15 protein-coding genes are annotated in these 16,818 nt (G+C 63.2%); 10 read left to right on the top strand and 5 right to left on the bottom strand.

Annotated features, from left to right (window positions below):
* Positions 1-69: 69 nt before the first annotated feature.
* A complete protein-coding gene (locus tag ABD687_RS17215) occupies positions 70-1,008 on the top strand; it encodes an aldo/keto reductase (RefSeq protein WP_310289440.1) in 939 nt (312 codons plus the stop codon).
* Between the two features lie 42 nt (positions 1,009-1,050).
* Positions 1,051-1,983 (top strand): intradiol ring-cleavage dioxygenase, encoded by a 933-nt coding sequence (locus tag ABD687_RS17220; RefSeq protein ID WP_302262917.1) that lies wholly within the window; start codon positions 1,051-1,053, stop codon positions 1,981-1,983.
* A gap of 212 nt (positions 1,984-2,195) precedes the next feature.
* On the opposite strand, the gene iolB is transcribed toward ABD687_RS17220, so the two are convergent.
* From iolB to ABD687_RS17240, 4 genes are all read right to left on the bottom strand, one after another.
* Complete coding sequence (iolB, locus tag ABD687_RS17225; protein ID WP_310289438.1) at positions 2,196-3,089, bottom strand: 5-deoxy-glucuronate isomerase; 894 nt, start codon at positions 3,087-3,089, stop codon at positions 2,196-2,198.
* Positions 3,090-3,126: 37 nt separating this feature from the next.
* Positions 3,127-3,867, bottom strand: coding sequence for a GntR family transcriptional regulator (locus ABD687_RS17230; RefSeq protein ID WP_302262915.1), 741 nt, complete (start codon positions 3,865-3,867; stop codon positions 3,127-3,129).
* A 128-nt stretch (positions 3,868-3,995) separates the two neighbouring features.
* Positions 3,996-5,066: a Gfo/Idh/MocA family protein gene (locus ABD687_RS17235; RefSeq protein ID WP_302262914.1), complete on the bottom strand. Its 1,071-nt coding sequence runs from the start codon at positions 5,064-5,066 to the stop codon at positions 3,996-3,998.
* A 114-nt stretch (positions 5,067-5,180) separates the two neighbouring features.
* On the bottom strand, positions 5,181-6,362 hold the full coding sequence (locus ABD687_RS17240; RefSeq protein WP_302262913.1) for a Gfo/Idh/MocA family protein: 1,182 nt from the start codon (positions 6,360-6,362) through the stop codon (positions 5,181-5,183).
* A gap of 139 nt (positions 6,363-6,501) precedes the next feature.
* Between ABD687_RS17240 and ABD687_RS17245 the strand changes: the two genes are divergently transcribed.
* From ABD687_RS17245 to ABD687_RS17280, 8 genes are all read left to right on the top strand, one after another.
* On the top strand, positions 6,502-7,527 hold the full coding sequence (locus tag ABD687_RS17245) for a LacI family DNA-binding transcriptional regulator (protein ID WP_310289435.1): 1,026 nt from the start codon (positions 6,502-6,504) through the stop codon (positions 7,525-7,527).
* 243 nt (positions 7,528-7,770) lie between these two features.
* Entirely contained in the window at positions 7,771-8,766 is a 996-nt protein-coding gene (locus tag ABD687_RS17250; protein ID WP_302262911.1) for a substrate-binding domain-containing protein, read from the top strand.
* 336 nt (positions 8,767-9,102) lie between these two features.
* Positions 9,103-10,098, top strand: coding sequence for a substrate-binding domain-containing protein (locus ABD687_RS17255; protein WP_302262910.1), 996 nt, complete (start codon positions 9,103-9,105; stop codon positions 10,096-10,098).
* A 72-nt stretch (positions 10,099-10,170) separates the two neighbouring features.
* On the top strand, positions 10,171-11,226 hold the full coding sequence (locus tag ABD687_RS17260; protein WP_302262909.1) for an ABC transporter permease: 1,056 nt from the start codon (positions 10,171-10,173) through the stop codon (positions 11,224-11,226).
* A gap of 28 nt (positions 11,227-11,254) precedes the next feature.
* On the top strand, positions 11,255-12,196 hold the full coding sequence (locus ABD687_RS17265) for an ATP-binding cassette domain-containing protein (protein ID WP_302262908.1): 942 nt from the start codon (positions 11,255-11,257) through the stop codon (positions 12,194-12,196).
* 74 nt (positions 12,197-12,270) lie between these two features.
* Complete coding sequence (locus tag ABD687_RS17270) at positions 12,271-13,326, top strand: Gfo/Idh/MocA family protein (protein ID WP_302262907.1); 1,056 nt, start codon at positions 12,271-12,273, stop codon at positions 13,324-13,326.
* A complete protein-coding gene (locus tag ABD687_RS17275; protein WP_310289432.1) occupies positions 13,323-14,357 on the top strand; it encodes a Gfo/Idh/MocA family oxidoreductase in 1,035 nt (344 codons plus the stop codon). Before ABD687_RS17270 ends, ABD687_RS17275 begins: the two co-directional genes overlap by 4 nt.
* A gap of 59 nt (positions 14,358-14,416) precedes the next feature.
* A complete protein-coding gene (locus tag ABD687_RS17280; protein WP_302262905.1) occupies positions 14,417-15,289 on the top strand; it encodes a sugar phosphate isomerase/epimerase family protein in 873 nt (290 codons plus the stop codon).
* Between the two features lie 117 nt (positions 15,290-15,406).
* Here ABD687_RS17280 and ABD687_RS17285 read toward each other — a convergent pair whose 3' ends face one another.
* Positions 15,407-16,813, bottom strand: a complete 1,407-nt coding sequence (locus tag ABD687_RS17285) for a DUF222 domain-containing protein (protein ID WP_310289430.1) — start codon at positions 16,811-16,813, stop codon at positions 15,407-15,409.
* Between the last annotated feature and the right edge of the window lie 5 nt (positions 16,814-16,818).

Consider the following 16,818-nt stretch of genomic DNA (forward strand, 5'->3'; position numbering starts at 1 on the left):
TCGGGACGCGGCGCGCCAAGCATCCCTTGTGCGCTCCTGGCGCACCCCCGTACTTTCTGGAGTTGGACCATGTCTTCACAGCTAGCAGTTTCACAACAAATCAAGGTAGCACCCCTGGTGCTCGGCACCAACGTTTTTGGCTGGACGGCCGATGTCGAGGTCTGCCACCGGATCCTGGACGGGTACGTGGAGATGGGCGGGAACTTCATTGACACCGCTGACTCGTACTCGTTCTGGGCCGAAGGGAACTCGGGCGGCGAGGCCGAAACCATCATTGGGTCGTGGCTGGCGCAACGCGATGACCGTGACAAAATCCTGGTGGCCTCGAAGGTGAGTCACCATCCGCAGCTCTCGGGGATGGCTCCGGCGACAATCAACGCAGCCATCGACGGATCGTTGACCAGACTCGGGCTCGATTACCTCGACATCTACTACGCACATTTCGATGACCCGTCCACCCCTCTGGTGGAAAGCATCGAGGCAATGTCGGGGCTCGTCGACCAAGGCAAGATCCGCTCCATCGGCATCTCCAACTATTCACCGGAGCGGATCGCCCAGTGGCTTGAGATCAGCGAACGCGAAGGCTTCCCCCTTCCCGTGGCCCTCGAACCCCACTACAATCTCATGGAACGCGACGTCGAGGCATCGCTCCTACCGCTGGCGCAAAAACACTCCCTAGACGTCTTTCCGTACTATTCGCTCGCGCACGGATTCCTGACCGGGAAATATCGTGGCACGGCCGAGGTCGACAGCGTTCGGGCCGCCGACGCAGGCCGGTATTTGACGGCTCGTGGAGAAAATGTTCTTGACGCCCTCGCGCAGGTATCGGCCGACCGGGCGTGCCCCTTCGCCCCGATTGCTCTGGCCTGGCTCAGGGCAAAACCCGGGATCACCGCGCCGATCGCCAGTGCACGCACCGTGGCACAGCTGATGCCCCTGGTGGCCAACATGCACCTGACCCTCACCGAAGCCGAAGTGCAGCTTCTTGATGAAGCTTCACAGCCGTAAACACCTTTGGTGCATGGCCACCAACTAAGAGGAGGAAACAACATGAGCAGTTCAATTGAAGTAGCACGCACAGCGGACGAAGCCCGCCGGGCGGCAATTTCCCCGGCGCAGATGGACGTTGAAGTACGACTGATCGAAAATGTTCTCCGGTCTTTCGAACAATGCACCGAGCCGCGGACCAAGCAATTGATGCAGTCACTGGTGCGCCACCTGCACGCCTTCATCCGCGAGGTCCGGCTCACCGAAGCCGAGTGGGAAAGGTCCATTGAATTTCTCACCGCGGTCGGCCACATCACCGACGACCGGCGCCAGGAGTTCATCCTGCTCTCGGATGTTCTGGGCGCTTCCATGCAAACGATCAACGTCAACAACGAAGCCGTGGGCAACGCCACCGAGGCCACCGTCTTCGGGCCGTTCTTTGTTGACGATGCCCCCCTCATCGCCAATGGCGGCGACATTGCTGGCGCCGGTGTCGGACAGCCCTGCTGGGTGGAAGGCAGCGTCAAGGATGTGGAGGGAAACGCCATTCCCAACGCACGCATTGAGGTGTGGGAGGCCGATGAAGACGGATTCTACGATGTCCAGTACACCGATGACCGGGTTTCGGGCCGGGCACACCTCTTTAGCGACGAGGCAGGGAGCTACAACTTCTGGGGCCTGACGCCAACTCCGTACCCGATTCCACACGACGGCCCGGTCGGCAAGATGCTGGAAGCCACCGGCCGGTCGCCCATGCGGGCATCGCATCTTCATTTCATGGTGACTGCCCCCGGTTTCCGCACCCTGGTGACGCATATTTTCGTGCGCGGCGACGAACTGATCAAGTCCGACACCGTTTTTGGCGTCAAGGACAGCCTCGTCAAGGACTTCGACCACCAACTCCCGGGCACTCCGGTGCCCGACGGACGCGAACTCGAGGACAGCGACTGGTCAAGGGTGCGATTCGACATCGTATTGGCCCCCGAGGTGGCTTGAGGAACTGCGACCCGCTTGTGGATAGCCCACTTCTCATGGCCTGAATCAGGCGCGGAGGCTCCTGACGGGTCGTTGGAAGGGGAGACCCTGTAGGGATACAGGGCCTTCCCCCGTGAGTTGAAAATTCCCGCGCGACGTTCTTCCGCAGCGGGACCTACAACAAGGAGCCGGTTTCCCCGCAATGGGGAAACCGGCTCCTTGATTTCATGTGCCTACGGTGTGAAAGGCAGACGTGGGTCGATCGATTCCTCGTTCCAGGTGCCGCGGACCCAGCCGTGGTGCGGGTCGTCGCTGATCAGCCACTCGCGCACCCGGCCCGGCCCGGCCATGACATTGAGGTAGTACAGGTCGTAGCCCGGGGCCGCCATGGCCGGACCATGCCAGCCGTAGGGAACCAAGACCACGTCACCGGTGCGCACCTCCGTGGTCACGTCGATGGGTCGCTCATCCGAGGCGTAGACGCGGGCGTATCCGATGGGGTCGGTTGTCTCAGGTGCCGGGGAATCCTTCGCCACCCGGGTCTCGAAGTAGTAGATCTCCTCGAGGTTGGTTTCTCCCTCTTTTTCCTCGTCGTGTTTGTGCGGTGGATAGGAAGACCAGTTGCCTGCCGGGGTGATGACCTCGCAGACAATGAAACGGTCGGCCTCCAGCGCCGCGGGCGTGCCAAAATTGTGGACCTGCCGGGAGCAGTTGCCCGATCCGCGAAGTTCCACCGGCGTCTGGGCCGCCGTTACCAGTCGTGTGGGGTAGGCGGCCTCGGCAGGTGCAAGAGCGACGGCAAAGCGGCCACCGGCCACCGAAGAGACCGTTACCGCGGTGTTGATGCCGGTGTAAAGGACGTCCGAAGGCCCGTGAAACACCGAGGAGCGCCCCGCAAGTTCATGGTCCTGACCGTCAACCGCGGCGGTGAAGGCCCCTTGCAGTGGGACGATGATGCGTTCCTCCGCCGCTGCAGGCATCGATAGTGATTCGCCGGGTGAAAGCTGCGCAATCTTGATGCCGGTGTGCGCCCAGCCGGCGACATCCAGCTGCGAATCCGCTGCGCCGATGGATGTTTGCCATGCTCCGTCGATGGCTGTTCCGGCCGGATATACCCAATCTGTCAAGGTTTTGCCCTTTCGAGGTTCGTGGTGCCCGGCATTTCTAACGCTGGACGAGAGTCATTTCAAAGCTGTATGAATCAGCGCGGTACACGTGGCTGCCGGTCTCCACACTGCGGCCGGTGTCATCGACAGCCGTGCGTTCCATGGTCACCAGGGCGGAGCCTTCAGCGACCTTCAGCAGCGGGGCTTGGTAGTCGTTGGCGATCATGGCGCCGATCCGCTGGTTGGCGAGTCGGAAATTCACTCCGGCATCGCGCAGGATCTGGTAGAGCCCGTGCTCGTTGAGCGACTGCTCGTCGATGGTGACAATGTCGTCGCGCACCCAGTTTTCCATCAGCGCCAGCGGGCTGCCGTCTACGCTGCGCAGGCGCGTGAAGTGGTAAACCTGCACCCCGGCCGGGAGCTTCATCAGGTCGGCCACGCGCTTGTCGGCAGGTCCGTGGCTGAAGCTCAGCGACTCGGTGGTCGGAGTCTTCCCGGAACGTTCGAGGTCGTCGTTGAGGCTGGACAGCTCCAAATGCCGACGCACCTGGCTCGACACCACCTGGGTACCCACGCCGCGCTTGCGCACCAGAAGCCCAGAACGAACCAATTCGTCCATGGCCTTGCGCATGGTTGGCCTCGACAGGTTCAGGCGCTGCGCAAGATCGATCTCGTTCTCCAGGCGGCTGCCGGCTTCCAGGGTTCCGTCGTGGATGGCGGTCTCGATGCCCTGGACGATCTGGTGGTACAGCGGCACGGGAGACGAACGATCAATCTGGATATTCAGGTCCAAGCTCAATTGTTTCCTCCATGAAACCCGTCGGCATTCCGCACGAATAGTTTGATAAGACATTCTAACTTGAGTTGAGCATAGCAGTCCAGATGCTCGCGGAGGAGGGTGCATCGCCCTCGGTTCAGGTCAGGGGTTCAGCATTGCGGACACGGTTCGTTTTTCGCCTTCGGTACGGGGACCTCGGTGCCGCCCAGGGTGGCGCTGAGCCGGGCCGCATCCAAAACCTGCACGCAGGCAACGGCCTCGCAAGCGCACACCGGCAGGGGTGTCTGGTAGCGCACGGAATCGACCAGCAACTCGTAGTAGGCGTGGTACCGTCCCTGGGCCGAGGCCACCCCCGCCGTTCGGCCGCCGATGGCCAGAGTGGCTTCGACTGGGTCGAAGCCCCAGTTGGCGTGGCTGTCCGCTGGGCGTCGTCCCTCCAGCAGGGCCTCGGCTTGGATATCGTTGCCCCGAATCGTGAGCTGGCCTTCCGCACCCTGAACCCTGAGCAACCGTTGCCCCTGTTCCGCCAGCTTGTTCGCGGACAGCCAGCTGGTGACGCCGCTGGCATGGTCCAGGCGCATGGTGAACGCCGAGTCGTTGATTCCCCATGAGGTGGGCGTCCACGTCATGCCCGCTGCAACGTTGTCGACCGGGCCAAAGAGCCAAAGCGCCTGGTCCACCAAGTGGCTGCCCAGATCCAACAGGGCTCCTCCGCTGGAGGCCGATTCGACGGATCGTGGTTCGTTTTGGTCGAACACCGATTCCAGGCTGTGCGCCGGACCGAGCCGACCCTCGGCAAGCACCGCGCCTAGCGTTGCGATGTTGGTGTCCCAACGACGGTTTTGGTAGACGCCAAGGCGTGCCCCGGAAACCTCGGCATATGCGGCCAACTCCCTTGCCTGGCCGGCATCCATGGCAAAGGGCTTGTCCAGGATCACCACTGCGCACGAGCCCAAGGCCTCCCTGACCAGGTTTTCCCGCCCGGGGGCGGGCACCGAGAGCACCAGGACATCGATCCCCGATGCCACCAGGGAATCAAGGGAGTCGTGGGCACGGACCCCGGGGTGCTCGATAGCCAGATCGGCGCGCCGTGCAGCCGAGGTTGTCACGACACCGGCCAACACGGCACCGGCGGCGGCTTCGATGACGGGGGCATGGAAGTATCTTCCTCCCCAGCCGTAGCCAACCAATCCAATGCGGATATCGGGTTCTTCGTTCATGGCAGGTGTCACATCCCCTTAGGTGCTTGCCGGGGCCGTGGCACCTGGCATGTGTTGGTCCGCGGCGGCGGGCACCGTTCTGTGCCAGCCGCCGCACGTTGGCCCCGGGCTGCGCTAGATGTTGACGAGCTTTCCATTGGACTGCGCCGAGGCGGCGACCGCGGCCAGGACCTCCATGTTCCGCACGCCTTCCTCGAAGGTGGCGCAGCGCGGCAGCGACTCCGCTTCGGATACACCGGCAACCTCTTCGAGGAATGCACGTGCCTGGTAGGCGAAGGCCTCGTTCTGGCCGAATCCAACGCTGGGCGCATCCATGGGCAGGCCGCCGGCCAGATACGGGTGCTCCGGGCCGAGGATGACCTGGCGGTAGCCGTTTTGTGCGCTGGCGCCCTCGTTGAGGAAGAGTTCGATCTCGGCGGGACGGCGCTGGTCGAAGCGGGCCGACCCGTTGGCGCAGAACACCTCGAAGATCAAGGAGTTTGCGTGACCTGCGGCGACGCGGGAAACCTCGAAGCCGCCGGAGCCGCCGTTGGCGAATTCCGCGGAGAAGGCGGCGTAGTCGTCGTTTTCCACCGGTTCGAACGTGTCGCTGACCGGGGTGTGGTCGTGGCCCATGACGGCGCCCAGGGGCAGGGGGCGTTCCTTGATGACGGTGCTCAGCCGTCCGCCGCTGACTGCGGTGATGTCGCCGCAAAGGAACTCGGAGGCATAGGCCAGATGGCTTCCCACGTCGGCCAGGGCGCCGGAACCGGCCCCGCCCTTGTAGCGCCAACTCATGGGTGCTGCAGCATCGAATCCGTAGTCGGTCCAGTAGCGGCCGCTGAAGTGCAGGACTTCGCCCAGCACGCCGGTGCGGATCAGATCGCGGATGTAGGCGATGCCTGGGGTGCGGCGGAACGTGAAGCCGACGCGTGCGATCCCGCTGGCCTTGGAGGCGAGCTCGGCCATGGCGCGGGCGTCATCCATGGTGTCGCTCAGCGGCTTTTCACACAGCACGTGCTTGCCGGCTGCCAGCAGTCCCTCGACGGCCTGTCGGTGCAGCGAGTTGGCGATCACGACGCTGACAACATCGATGTCGTCGGCTTCGGCAATGGCCTGCCAGCTGCTGTCCGTGCGTTCGTAGCCAAAGCGGCGCGCGGCCAACGAACCGAATTCCGGGTTCATGTCCCCGATGGAGACGAGCCTGATGGGTGGCAGGACGGGGGAGTAGAGCGTGGAGGCGCTGCGGAAGGCGGCGGCGTGGGCCTTGCCGGCCATTCCGGCACCGATGACGGCAACCCTGATTTCATTCGACATTGGGTGTCTCCTCGGAAACTAAAAAGTGGGGGGCTGGTGGTGACATTTGCTGATGATGCCCTAGACTGTTGGAGCGCTCCATATGAACGCTACGGTTGTCCATATGTCCTGTCAATCTTTTTTCCGGAAGGATTTGAAAGTGAACGAGAAAACCGCATCCATCCGCCCCCAGGGTGCGTCGCGCCCAACGATCTACGACGTCGCCAAGCAGGCCGGGGTGTCCAAGTCCTTGGTGTCCCTGGTGCTCCGCGGTTCACCCAACGTCTCGGCGGAACGACGTGCGGCAGTGGATGCCGCAATTGCCGAACTGAACTATCGACCCAGCCGGGCTGCAGCCGCGCTAGCCGGAAGTCGCACCGGAACCATCGGGGTCATCATCGACGATTACCGAAATCTGTGGTTTGTCGACTTCCTGCAAGGCATGCAGGAGGTCCTGGCCGAACGCGGCATTCGGGTGGCGGTGGCCGACAGGTCGTTCAATGCCCATGTGGATGCTTCGCCATTGGAGGGGTTTCTGGCCATGCGGGTCGACGGCATCGTCGTTGCTTCCGAACCGAGCCCGGAGATGGGCGATGGGATTGGCGTGCCTTCCGTCTTGGCCGGGAACCGGCTCCGGCAGATTCCCGGGGCGGACGTCGTTACCAGTGACGACAAGCGCGGAGGCAATCTGGCGGCCGACCATCTGCTGGGCCTGGGGCACCGGAAGATCGGCCATGTGACTGGCGGCGGCGGTTCGGCGCGCGAGCGCGCCGCGGGATTTGTCGACGCGCTTCATGAGGCCGGGGTTGAATCCGTGGTGCTGGGGGATGCGGGAACTTCTGAGCAGGACGGATTTCACTTCACCAAGATGCTGCTGCAGGCCAATCCCGAGACGACTGCTGTTTTTGCGGCCAACGATTCGATGGCCATGGGCGCGGCTGCGGCCATCAGGGACCTGGGGCTGCGGGTTCCGGAGGACATATCCCTCCTCGGTTACGACAATTCCCCGCTGGCATCCTCCAACCTGTTGCGGCTTACGACGGTGGATGCCCTGAACCTTGAAGTCGGGCGGCAGGCCGGTTTGGCACTGTTGGCGCGCTTCGACGGAGCGGAGCAGGTAGAGGCTACATGCCTGGTGGAACCCTGGCTCGTGGTGCGCGGATCCACTGCGAGGGTGGCTAGCTAGGGGGCCGCGCCCAAGCGCACAAGGCGCGCCAATCATTGAATAGATGAATGACATTTCTTTGGCATGCCATTTTATATTGGTAAAAATATTTGTCCTGACAATCTATTGACTTCTCAAAATTAACAAATCATGCTCGATTGTGAACGAACGAGTGGCCGACCCGAGGTCCCGCCGCACACACCTGCCAGTTCCCGAGGCAATCGCAATCGCAATCAATTCACTTTCATTTCGAGGAGCATTCCCATGTCCAGAAAATTTTCCTGGCGCACGGCTTCGGCCGCGCTCTTGCTGATTCCCGCGCTCGGCCTCACCGCCTGTTCCAGTCAGGGCGGGCGCGCCCCCGAGCCGGACGCCTCGGCACAGGGTGCCGTCGCCGACACCCCGCGTCTCAAGGTTGCGATGATCACCCACGCCCCGGCCGGGGACACCTTCTGGGACATTGTCCGCAAGGGTGCGGAGGCCGCGGCTGCCAAGGACAACATCGACCTGCAGTACCTCAGTGACCCCGAGGGCGGGAACCAGGCCCAGCTCATCGAGCAGGCCGTGGACCAGGGCGTTGACGGCATCGCCGTGACCCTGGCCAAGCCGGACGCCGTGGCCGGCGCCTTGGCCAAGGCGAAGGCGGCGGGCATTCCCATCACCAGCCTCAACGGCGGCGAGGACCGCTACAAGGAGTTGGGTGCCTTCGCGAATTTCGGCTCCAACGAACGTGCAGCCGGAGAGGCCGTGGGGCAAAAGCTTCTCGAAGAGAACTACAAGAAGCCCATTTGCGTCATCCAGGTCCAGGGGCACGTGGGGCTCGAGGCGCGCTGCGCCGGGGTGAAGTCCAAGATCCCCGCCACCGAGGTGCTTTACGTCCAGGGCACCGACATGACTCAGGTGCAGTCGACGACGACCGCGAAGCTGCAAACATCGAAAGACGTGGACGTCATCATCGGGCTGGGTGCGCCCATCAGCCTGACGCTGCTGAAATCAGTTGCCGAAGCCAATAGCTCGGCCAAGGTCGCATCCTTTGACATGAATGCCGAAATGGCCCAGAAGATCGTCGACGGCGAGATCCTCTTCACTGTTGATCAGCAGCCGTGGCTCCAGGGCTATGAGTCGATCGACGCGATTTGGCTCGATTCCGTGGGCGGCTTTGCGCTTGGTGGTGGGCAGCCGGTGCCGACTGGCCCGAGCATTGTGGACACGGACAACGCAAAGGCCGTGCTGAAGTTCGCCGAGGAAGGCCTCCGCTAACGGAAGACGGTGACGGGTGGCGGAGGGTCCTCGTTTTGCTACCTCCGTTGCCGTGGTGGCCCGGGGCGTCGCGCCACAAGAATTCCTCGACTTTCCGCGACTTGAGTAGTGTTCCGCCCGTCGTAAAGCGGCCTCACGCGTGCGTAACAATCACCCCAAAATAAGAGCTGATGTAAATATGTCCTGACAATCTCTTGACATGTGTGACTGTAGTCACGATGATCGATGAAAAGGGAAAAGCTTGGTGGCGCCAATGGCGCCTCCGACACTTGGCTGGAGCCCCTTTGGCCGTCTTGGATCAACGAGGCGAGCCCACGACTCAAGGAGATTCTTGCAATGTCAAAGTTTTCCTGGCGCAAAGCCGCGGTGGCAGCGCTCATTGTCCCTGCCCTCGGCCTGGCAGCGTGCTCAAGCGGCGGCGGTCGGGCACCTGAAACAGCCAATGGTGGCGATGCAGGCGCTGTTGCCGCGACACCGAAAATCAATGTCGCCCTAATCACCCACGCTGCACCCGGTGACACCTTCTGGGACACCGTGCGCAAGGGTGCCGAGGAAGCGGCCGTCAAGGACAACGTCGACCTGCAATACCTTTCGGACCCGGACGGCGGACGCCAGGCCCAGCTCATCGAACAAGCCGTCGACCAGAAGGTCGATGGCATAGCCGTCACGCTTGCCAAGCCCGACGCGCTGGCGTCTGCACTGAAAAAGGCCCGCGATGCCGGTATCCCGGTGGTAAGCCTGAACGCAGGCGAAGACCGCTACAAGGAACTCGGCGCCTTCACCCACTTCGGTTCCAATGAAAAACTCGCAGGCGAGGCCGTCGGCGAGAAGCTCGCGGCCGACGGCTTCAAGCACCCCGTTTGTGTCATCCAGGAACAAGGTCACGTCGGCCTTGAGAATCGTTGTGCGGGTGTCAAGGAAAAGGTCCCCGGATCGGAGATCCTCTACGTGCAAGGCACCGACATGACCCAAGTCCAGTCAACTGTCACGGCCAAGCTCCAGGCCAGCAAGGACGTCGATGTCGTCATCGGGCTCGGCGCACCGTTCACCCTGACCATCCTGAAGTCGGTTGCCGGCGCCAATTCCGATGCCAAGGTTGCGTCCTTTGACATGAACCCCGAACTCGCCCAGCAAATCGTCGACGGAAACGTCCTTTTCACTGTTGACCAGCAGCCCTGGCTGCAGGGATACGGCGCCGTGGATGCGCTATGGCAGAACACCCGCGGCGGTTTCGAGATCGGCGGCGGCCAGCCGGTGCTGACGGGTCCGGCCATCATTTCCAAGGACAACGCCGCAGCGGTCCTCGAATTCGCCGAACAGGGTATCCGCTAACAGTCAAAGACCCACGTGGTGGCGGTGGATTAAACCACCGCCACCACGGACCAACGGAAAGTAATTCACATCATGACGAACACACTCCTCACCCCGCCGACCGCCCCCAAGGTGGCCGATGAGCGGGTGGCGTCCAAAGGCGCCATCTCCACGCTGTTGGGTCGCCCGGAATTCGGTGCCCTCGTCGGCGCGGTTGCCATGTTCGCTTTCTTCGCTTTCGTGGCCCCTGTATTCCTGCAGCCTTCATCCTTCGCCACGGTGCTTTACGGGTCCTCGACCATCGGGATCATGGCGGTGGGCGTCTCGCTGCTGATGATCGGTGGAGAATTCGACCTTTCCACCGGCGTTGCGGTGATTTCCTCGGCACTGAGTGCTTCCCTCTTTTCTTGGTACTTCGGAACCAATGTGTGGGTGGGTGTGGTGCTCGCGCTCGTCGTCTCGCTGGCCGTCGGATTCATCAACGGCTGGATCTTGATCAAGACCAACCTTCCTTCCTTCATTGTCACGCTGGCCACGTTCCTGATGCTGACCGGCCTGAACCTGGGATTGACCCGATTGATCGGAGGCTCGGTTTCCACCCCGTCGATCGCCGACATGGATGGGTTCGAATCGGCACGGGCGATCTTCGCCTCATCGGTGAACATCGCCGGGGTCGAAGTGAAGATCACCGTGTTCATTTGGATCGCTTTGGTGGCAGTGGCCTCCTGGATCCTGCTGCGAACCCGTATTGGCAACTGGATCTTCGCCGTGGGCGGCGACGCAAATGCCGCACGCGCAGTGGGTGTACCGGTAATCCGCACCAAGATCGGACTGTTCATGGGGGTGGGCTTCTGTGCCTGGATCCTGGGAATGCACAATCTTTTCGCTTTCGCCACGGTCCAGTCCGGTGAGGGCATCGGCAACGAATTCCTCTACATCATCGCCGCCGTCATCGGCGGATGCCTGCTCACCGGCGGCTACGGCTCGGCAGTGGGCGGGGCCATCGGCGCCTTCATCTTCGGCATGGCCAACAAGGGCATCGTCTACGCCGAGTGGAACCCGGACTGGTTCAAGTTCTTCCTGGGCCTAATGCTGCTGCTGGCCACGATCGTGAATCTGGTCGTGAAGAAACGTGCCGAGACCAAGTAGCAGCGCAAGGAACCAAGGAGCCAATCCCATGACGAACACCAATAATTCCCCAGCCCTCGAACGCATCGACCAGGCGACGCTGCTGCAGGAACAGACCGACCCGCTCACCCACACCCCGGTGCACCTGCTGGAGCTCAAGGACGTGGGCAAGCACTACGGCAACATCATCGCCCTGACCGGCGTCACCATGGCCGTGGACACCGGACGCGTGACCTGCGTGTTGGGTGACAACGGGGCCGGCAAATCGACCTTGATCAAGATCATTGCGGGGCTTCACCAGCACACCACCGGCACACTGGAGATCATGGGTGCCGAACGCAAGCTCAATTCCCCGCGAGAGGCACTGGACTCCGGCATTGCAGCCGTCTACCAGGACCTCGCCGTCGTCTCCCTGATGCCGATCTGGCGCAACTTCTTCCTCGGGTCGGAGCTCACCAAGGGGGTGGGCCCGTTCAAGAGTCTTGATGTGGAGAAGATGAAGAAAATCACCAAGGACGAGCTCGCCGCCATGGGCATCGACCTGCGGGACGTGGAGCAGCCCATCGGACAACTCTCCGGCGGCGAACGCCAGTGTGTCGCGATTGCGCGCGCAGTGCATTTCGGTGCCAAGGTGCTGATTCTCGACGAACCCACCGCGGCATTGGGCGTCAAGCAGTCCGGTGTGGTGCTGCGCTACATCCTGCAGGCGCGTGACCGCGGCCTGGGCGTCATCTTCATCACCCACAACCCGCACCACGCCTTCCCCGTCGGCGACCGCTTCCTGCTGCTCAAGCGCGGCAAGTCGATCGGCTACTACGACAAGAAGGACATCACCATCGACGAGCTGACCAGCCAAATGGCCGGCGGCGCGGAACTGGCTGAACTTGCCCATGAGCTCGAGCAGACCGGAGGACACGACGACGTGCTGGCCGAGGTCAAGGCAGAGGTTGCCGAAACCGTAGATGTCCCGGCCGCGGGGCGCCACTCGTAGCCTCCGGTCCCGGCAGCAGCCAGCATAGCCAGCAATTAGCCACGTCGACAAAGCCAGAAAGCACAGGAGTACACATGAGCGGATTCCCCGCCGCACTTCCCGAATCCCGGGTCCCCGATTCACGAGACGCACCGATTCTGAACTGGGGAATCGCCGGTCCTGGCTGGATCGCCGAACGATTCACCGAGTCGGTAAAGGCCCACTCCACACAGAACATCACGGCCGTCGGCTCACGGTCGGCCGCACGTGCGGCCGAATTCGCCGCCAAGCACTCAATACCAGCCAGCCACGGAAGCTACAAGGAATTGGCGCAGGACCCGGACGTTGACATCGTCTACGTGGCAACCCCGCACCCCCAGCACTTCGACGTGGCGATGACCGCCATTGAGGCCGGAAAGCACGTACTGGTGGAAAAGCCCATGGGAATCACCGCGGAACAGGTCCGCGCCATGGTGCAGGCCGCCCGCGCCAAGAACGTCTTCGCCGCCGAAGCCCTGTGGACCTTCTTCCTGCCCAAGTTCGACGTGATCACCCAGCTACTGGAATCGGGAGCCCTGGGGACGCTGGTGAATGTGTTGGCCGAATACGGCGAGCACTTCGAACCCGGCCATCGGATCTTCGACCCCGCGCTCGCCGGCGGACCGCTGATGGATCTGGGGACTTACCCCCTGGCATTCGCCACCCGGGTTCTTGGCGCCCCCGAAACCGTTGCCGCCATCGGCACCGCGCACCCCGCGGGAGTCAACTCACAACTCTCCACCGTCCTGGGATTTTCTTCAGGTGCACAGGGCATCGTGAACACCCAGCTCTACAATTTCACCCCCACCGACGCAGTGGTCACCGGAACCGAGGCCACACTGCACATCGACGGCCCCTTCAACATGCCCGGGGGCTTCACGCTGCGCCACTTTGACGGGCGCGAACTGCGCTACGAGGACACCCCCGGAGCGCACTTCGAGGGGCTGCACTATGAGGCCGCAGCCGTGGCCCGAAGCATCGCAGCGGGGTTGCAGCAGACGCCGCAGCGTCCGCTGGAAGACACCTTGACCACACTCGAACTGGCCGACGAGATCCGCCGCCAGACCGGCATAGAATTCCCAGACACCGCCAAACGGAAGCAGAAACCATGAAGACACTGAACCTCGGGCTCATCGGAGTCGGCCGCATCGGCACCATGCACGCCAACAACCTCAATACGCTTCGCCCGCAGCTGGCCGAACGCGGCCTGGACGTGAATCTGTGGATCACTGACGTCGCCGCCGACTACGCGCGCACCGTGGCCGAGGGGCTGGGCGCCAACTTCTTCGACTCCGTGCAGGGAATGATCGATGCCGGGGTGGACGCGTTGCTCATTGCCACCGGGACCATGACGCATCCGGACCTGATCCGGGCCGGCATCGCCGCGAACCTGCCGGTCTTTTGCGAAAAGCCCGTGGCCGGCGACGTGGAAGCGGCCCTGCCGTTGCTGGAGGAAATCGCCGCCGCGAGCGGACGCGTGCAGATCGGCCACCAGCGACGGTTTGACGCCGGCTACCTAGAGGCCAAGCGCCGCCTCGAAGCCGGTGACATCGGGTGGATCCACTCGATGCGCGCCATCACTGGGGACATGTTCCCGCCTTCCCTGGAGTTCATCGCCTCTTCCGGCGGGCTCTTCCGCGACTGCTCGGTCCATGACTTCGACATCCTGCGCTGGATCACCGGCAAGGAAATCGTCGAAGTCTACGCCAAGGGTTCGAACAACGGGGACCCGGGAATCGGAGCCGCGGGCGACGTGGACACCGCGCTGGCCGTGCTGACCTTTGAGGACGGAACCGTGGCCACTGCGATCGCCACCCGCTACAACGGGGCCGGCCATGACGTGCGCCTGGAAATCCAGGGGTCCAAGGACACGGTGGTGGTGGGACTCGACGAGAAGTCAGCCCTGCGTTCGGTCGAGCAAGGCGTCGCTTTTCCCGCGGGTACCGCACACCAGACCTTCATCGAGCGCTTTGACGACGCCTATCGTGCCGAACTCGTGGCCTTCATCGAGTATGTACTGGGCGAACGGGACAACCCATGCTCGCCATGGGACGCCGTGGCCGCGTCGCGGGTCGCAGACGCAGCCCAGGAGTCCTTGCGCACCGGGGCGCCGGTTTCCGTTGCCATGGTTCCCGCCTCCTAGAACCCACCCTGTCAACACCAAGAACGAATCAGCCTCCCACGTCTTAAGGAACCCCATCCATGACCACCACCATCGCCAACCAGCTCGCGGCCGCCCCGATTTCCTGGGGCGTGTGCGAGGCCGCCGATTGGGGAGTGCAGCTAAGCCCCGAACAAGTACTGGGGGACATGCGGGAACTGGGCATCAAGGCCACCGAATTCGGCCCGCTCGGTTTCCTGCCAACCGAACCCTCGGCACGCGCCGCGCACCTTGAGGGATACGGGATGAAGGCGGTGGGTGGTTTCCTGCCGGTGGTGCTCCACGATCCGGCGGTGGATCCGATGCCGCTGGTCGAGGCCGAATTGAAGGCGTTCTCCGTGGCGGGTGCCTCCGTGCTGGTGCTGGCGGCGGACGCCGGAACCGGCGACTACGAGGCGCACCATGAAATGGACGAGGCGCAATGGGCGGTGTTCGAGAGAAACCTCCAGGCAGTGGTGGACCTGGCCGCCGAAGTCGGGATCCTGGCCGTGTTGCACCCGCATGTGGGCACCATGGTCGAATCGGCGGCCAGCGTGCAGCGGCTGCTGGAAACCACCACGGCGCAGATCTGCCTGGACACCGGCCATTTGCTGGTGGGTGGCACCAATCCGCTGGAATTGGTGCGCCACCATGCTTCGCGCGTTGGCATCGCCCACCTGAAGGACGTGCGCTCCGGGATTGCCGCCCAGGTGGCAAGCGGGGAGCTCGGATTCGTGCAGGCAGTCAAGGACGGCATGTTCGTGCCGTTGGGTCAGGGCGACTGCGAGATCGCCGAGATCGTCGGACTGCTCAAGGATGCCGGCTACGAGGGTTGGTATGTCATGGAACAGGATGCGGTGCTGGAGTCGGCCCTGGACGGCGCCGCGGCCAAGACCGATGTCCGCGCCTCGATCGACTTCCTGCTGGGGTTGTAGGCGCTCGCCGACTTATTCAGGGCCTCCTGCAGCCCTGGGCCCATGGGTGTGCCGGGGATGCGTGGCTGCATCCCCGGTGGCGTTGGGTGTGGATTTCCCGCCCGTGGCGGCGGGCGGCTAAATCCGCTGGGGTGGCCGGCGACTGCCGGTGCCGGGCCGCGGTGGCGGGGCCGTGGAGGTGTAGCTGTGGCCGCTCGGGGTGGTGATTTTGAAGGAATGGCGGCCTCGTCCGGGCAGAGGCTCCTCGTGCCATCCGGGCGCTTCCTTGGTCCGGTTGCATGTTCGACAGCGGCCAGAACCATTGATCTCGGTGGTCTTCCCGTTGCGGCGAACCTGCACGACGTGGTCGAGTTCCTCGATGCGGCCGTTGCAGTGAGGGGTGCGGCAGCGTTGGTCGCGGAGGGTGATGAAGCGCTTGAGGTTTCCGGCGAAGCTGCGGGCGGCCGAATCCATCGCGACCAATTTGCCGGTGTCCGGGGCTGCATAGAGGCGCCGGTACCAGGTGTTCAGTGGGTGCTCTGGGTCGCCGGCCACCAGTGACCGGGCCCTGGTGGCGCTGATGTATCCGTGGCCCGGGATCAGTGCCGGTTCATCACTGGCACCGGTGAGGCTTTCCGGGTCCATCATCAGCAACAGCTCCACCGGCCTGGAGCCGGTGGCCTTGGTGTCGGTGATCGCCTCGAAGACGGTGTCTGCCGCGACCTGGGCGTTGGTGCGGTCGTCCCCGGGCTTCCGGGGGCGTTCCATTTCGCGGTTGAGGACCTGCAGGATGGGAACGCCCTGGTCCAGCGGGAAGTCACCGACGATCCGCACGGTGTTTTCGTTCACCTGGTAGCCGCTGACATACCGCTTCTCGGTGGCGTCTTCTTCCTCTTGTTCGGCGGTTTCAGGTTCAAGGACGAGGGCCCAGTAGTCGACCAGCTCACGCAGCGACGCAGTTCCGGCCTCGAAGCAGGTGTGGGTGTCCTCCCACAGCAGCTCGTCGATCATTCTCCGGTTTTCGATCTTGAGGCTCCGGGTGCCGCTGATTACCACGTGCGCCTGGTCCCAAGTCATGATGCCGCGGCGCAGCCCCTGGTGGCAGTGTGGCAGGTCTTCGGCAAGTATCCGGAAGTCGTTCGTGCGTTTGGTTCCGCTTTTCGGGGACAAATGCAGCATCAGGGCTACGTCCCCGCTTGAGCCCCATGCGGGGTTTTTCTCCCTGACCCCGGCGCGCTGTCGATCGGCGACCAAGGAATCCTGGTAGGCGACGCTGTGGTCGGCCTGCTTCGCCGTGGCGGCGCATTTCAAGGTTTCCAGTGCGCCGACGGCGGTCACCGCCTCATGGGTTCCTGTCAGTACCGGGGCTCCGTTCACCGCGGCGGCCAGGGACAGGATCCCGTCGGTGCCGGTGCGGGCCAAGTGTTCGGCAACCAGTGCGTCCATGTCCGCCCCGTCGTGCAATAGCGCATCGTAGCCCAGGTCCCTGACGGCACCACCGGTGGTGCCGTCAGAAGGGGTACCGCTCGATGACGTCGTTGCCATACTTC

It is taken from the genome of Paeniglutamicibacter sulfureus, from assembly GCF_039535115.1.
GTDB classification, from domain to species: domain Bacteria; phylum Actinomycetota; class Actinomycetes; order Actinomycetales; family Micrococcaceae; genus Paeniglutamicibacter; species Paeniglutamicibacter sulfureus.

What these genes read in the sequence shown, in the direction of transcription:
- ABD687_RS17215 (WP_310289440.1), top strand. Translation starts at nt 70, where the DNA reads ATGTCTTCACAGCTAGCAGTTTCACAACAAATCAAGGTAGCACCCCTG.
- ABD687_RS17220 (WP_302262917.1), top strand. Translation starts at nt 1,051, where the DNA reads ATGAGCAGTTCAATTGAAGTAGCACGCACAGCGGACGAAGCCCGCCGG.
- ABD687_RS17235 (WP_302262914.1), bottom strand. Translation starts at nt 5,066, where the DNA reads ATGAACGAAGAACCCGATATCCGCATTGGATTGGTTGGCTACGGCTGG.
- ABD687_RS17240 (WP_302262913.1), bottom strand. Translation starts at nt 6,362, where the DNA reads ATGTCGAATGAAATCAGGGTTGCCGTCATCGGTGCCGGAATGGCCGGC.
- ABD687_RS17250 (WP_302262911.1), top strand. Translation starts at nt 7,771, where the DNA reads ATGTCCAGAAAATTTTCCTGGCGCACGGCTTCGGCCGCGCTCTTGCTG.
- ABD687_RS17255 (WP_302262910.1), top strand. Translation starts at nt 9,103, where the DNA reads ATGTCAAAGTTTTCCTGGCGCAAAGCCGCGGTGGCAGCGCTCATTGTC.
- ABD687_RS17260 (WP_302262909.1), top strand. Translation starts at nt 10,171, where the DNA reads ATGACGAACACACTCCTCACCCCGCCGACCGCCCCCAAGGTGGCCGAT.
- ABD687_RS17265 (WP_302262908.1), top strand. Translation starts at nt 11,255, where the DNA reads ATGACGAACACCAATAATTCCCCAGCCCTCGAACGCATCGACCAGGCG.
- ABD687_RS17270 (WP_302262907.1), top strand. Translation starts at nt 12,271, where the DNA reads ATGAGCGGATTCCCCGCCGCACTTCCCGAATCCCGGGTCCCCGATTCA.
- ABD687_RS17275 (WP_310289432.1), top strand. Translation starts at nt 13,323, where the DNA reads ATGAAGACACTGAACCTCGGGCTCATCGGAGTCGGCCGCATCGGCACC.
- ABD687_RS17280 (WP_302262905.1), top strand. Translation starts at nt 14,417, where the DNA reads ATGACCACCACCATCGCCAACCAGCTCGCGGCCGCCCCGATTTCCTGG.
- ABD687_RS17285 (WP_310289430.1), bottom strand. Translation starts at nt 16,813, where the DNA reads ATGGCAACGACGTCATCGAGCGGTACCCCTTCTGACGGCACCACCGGT.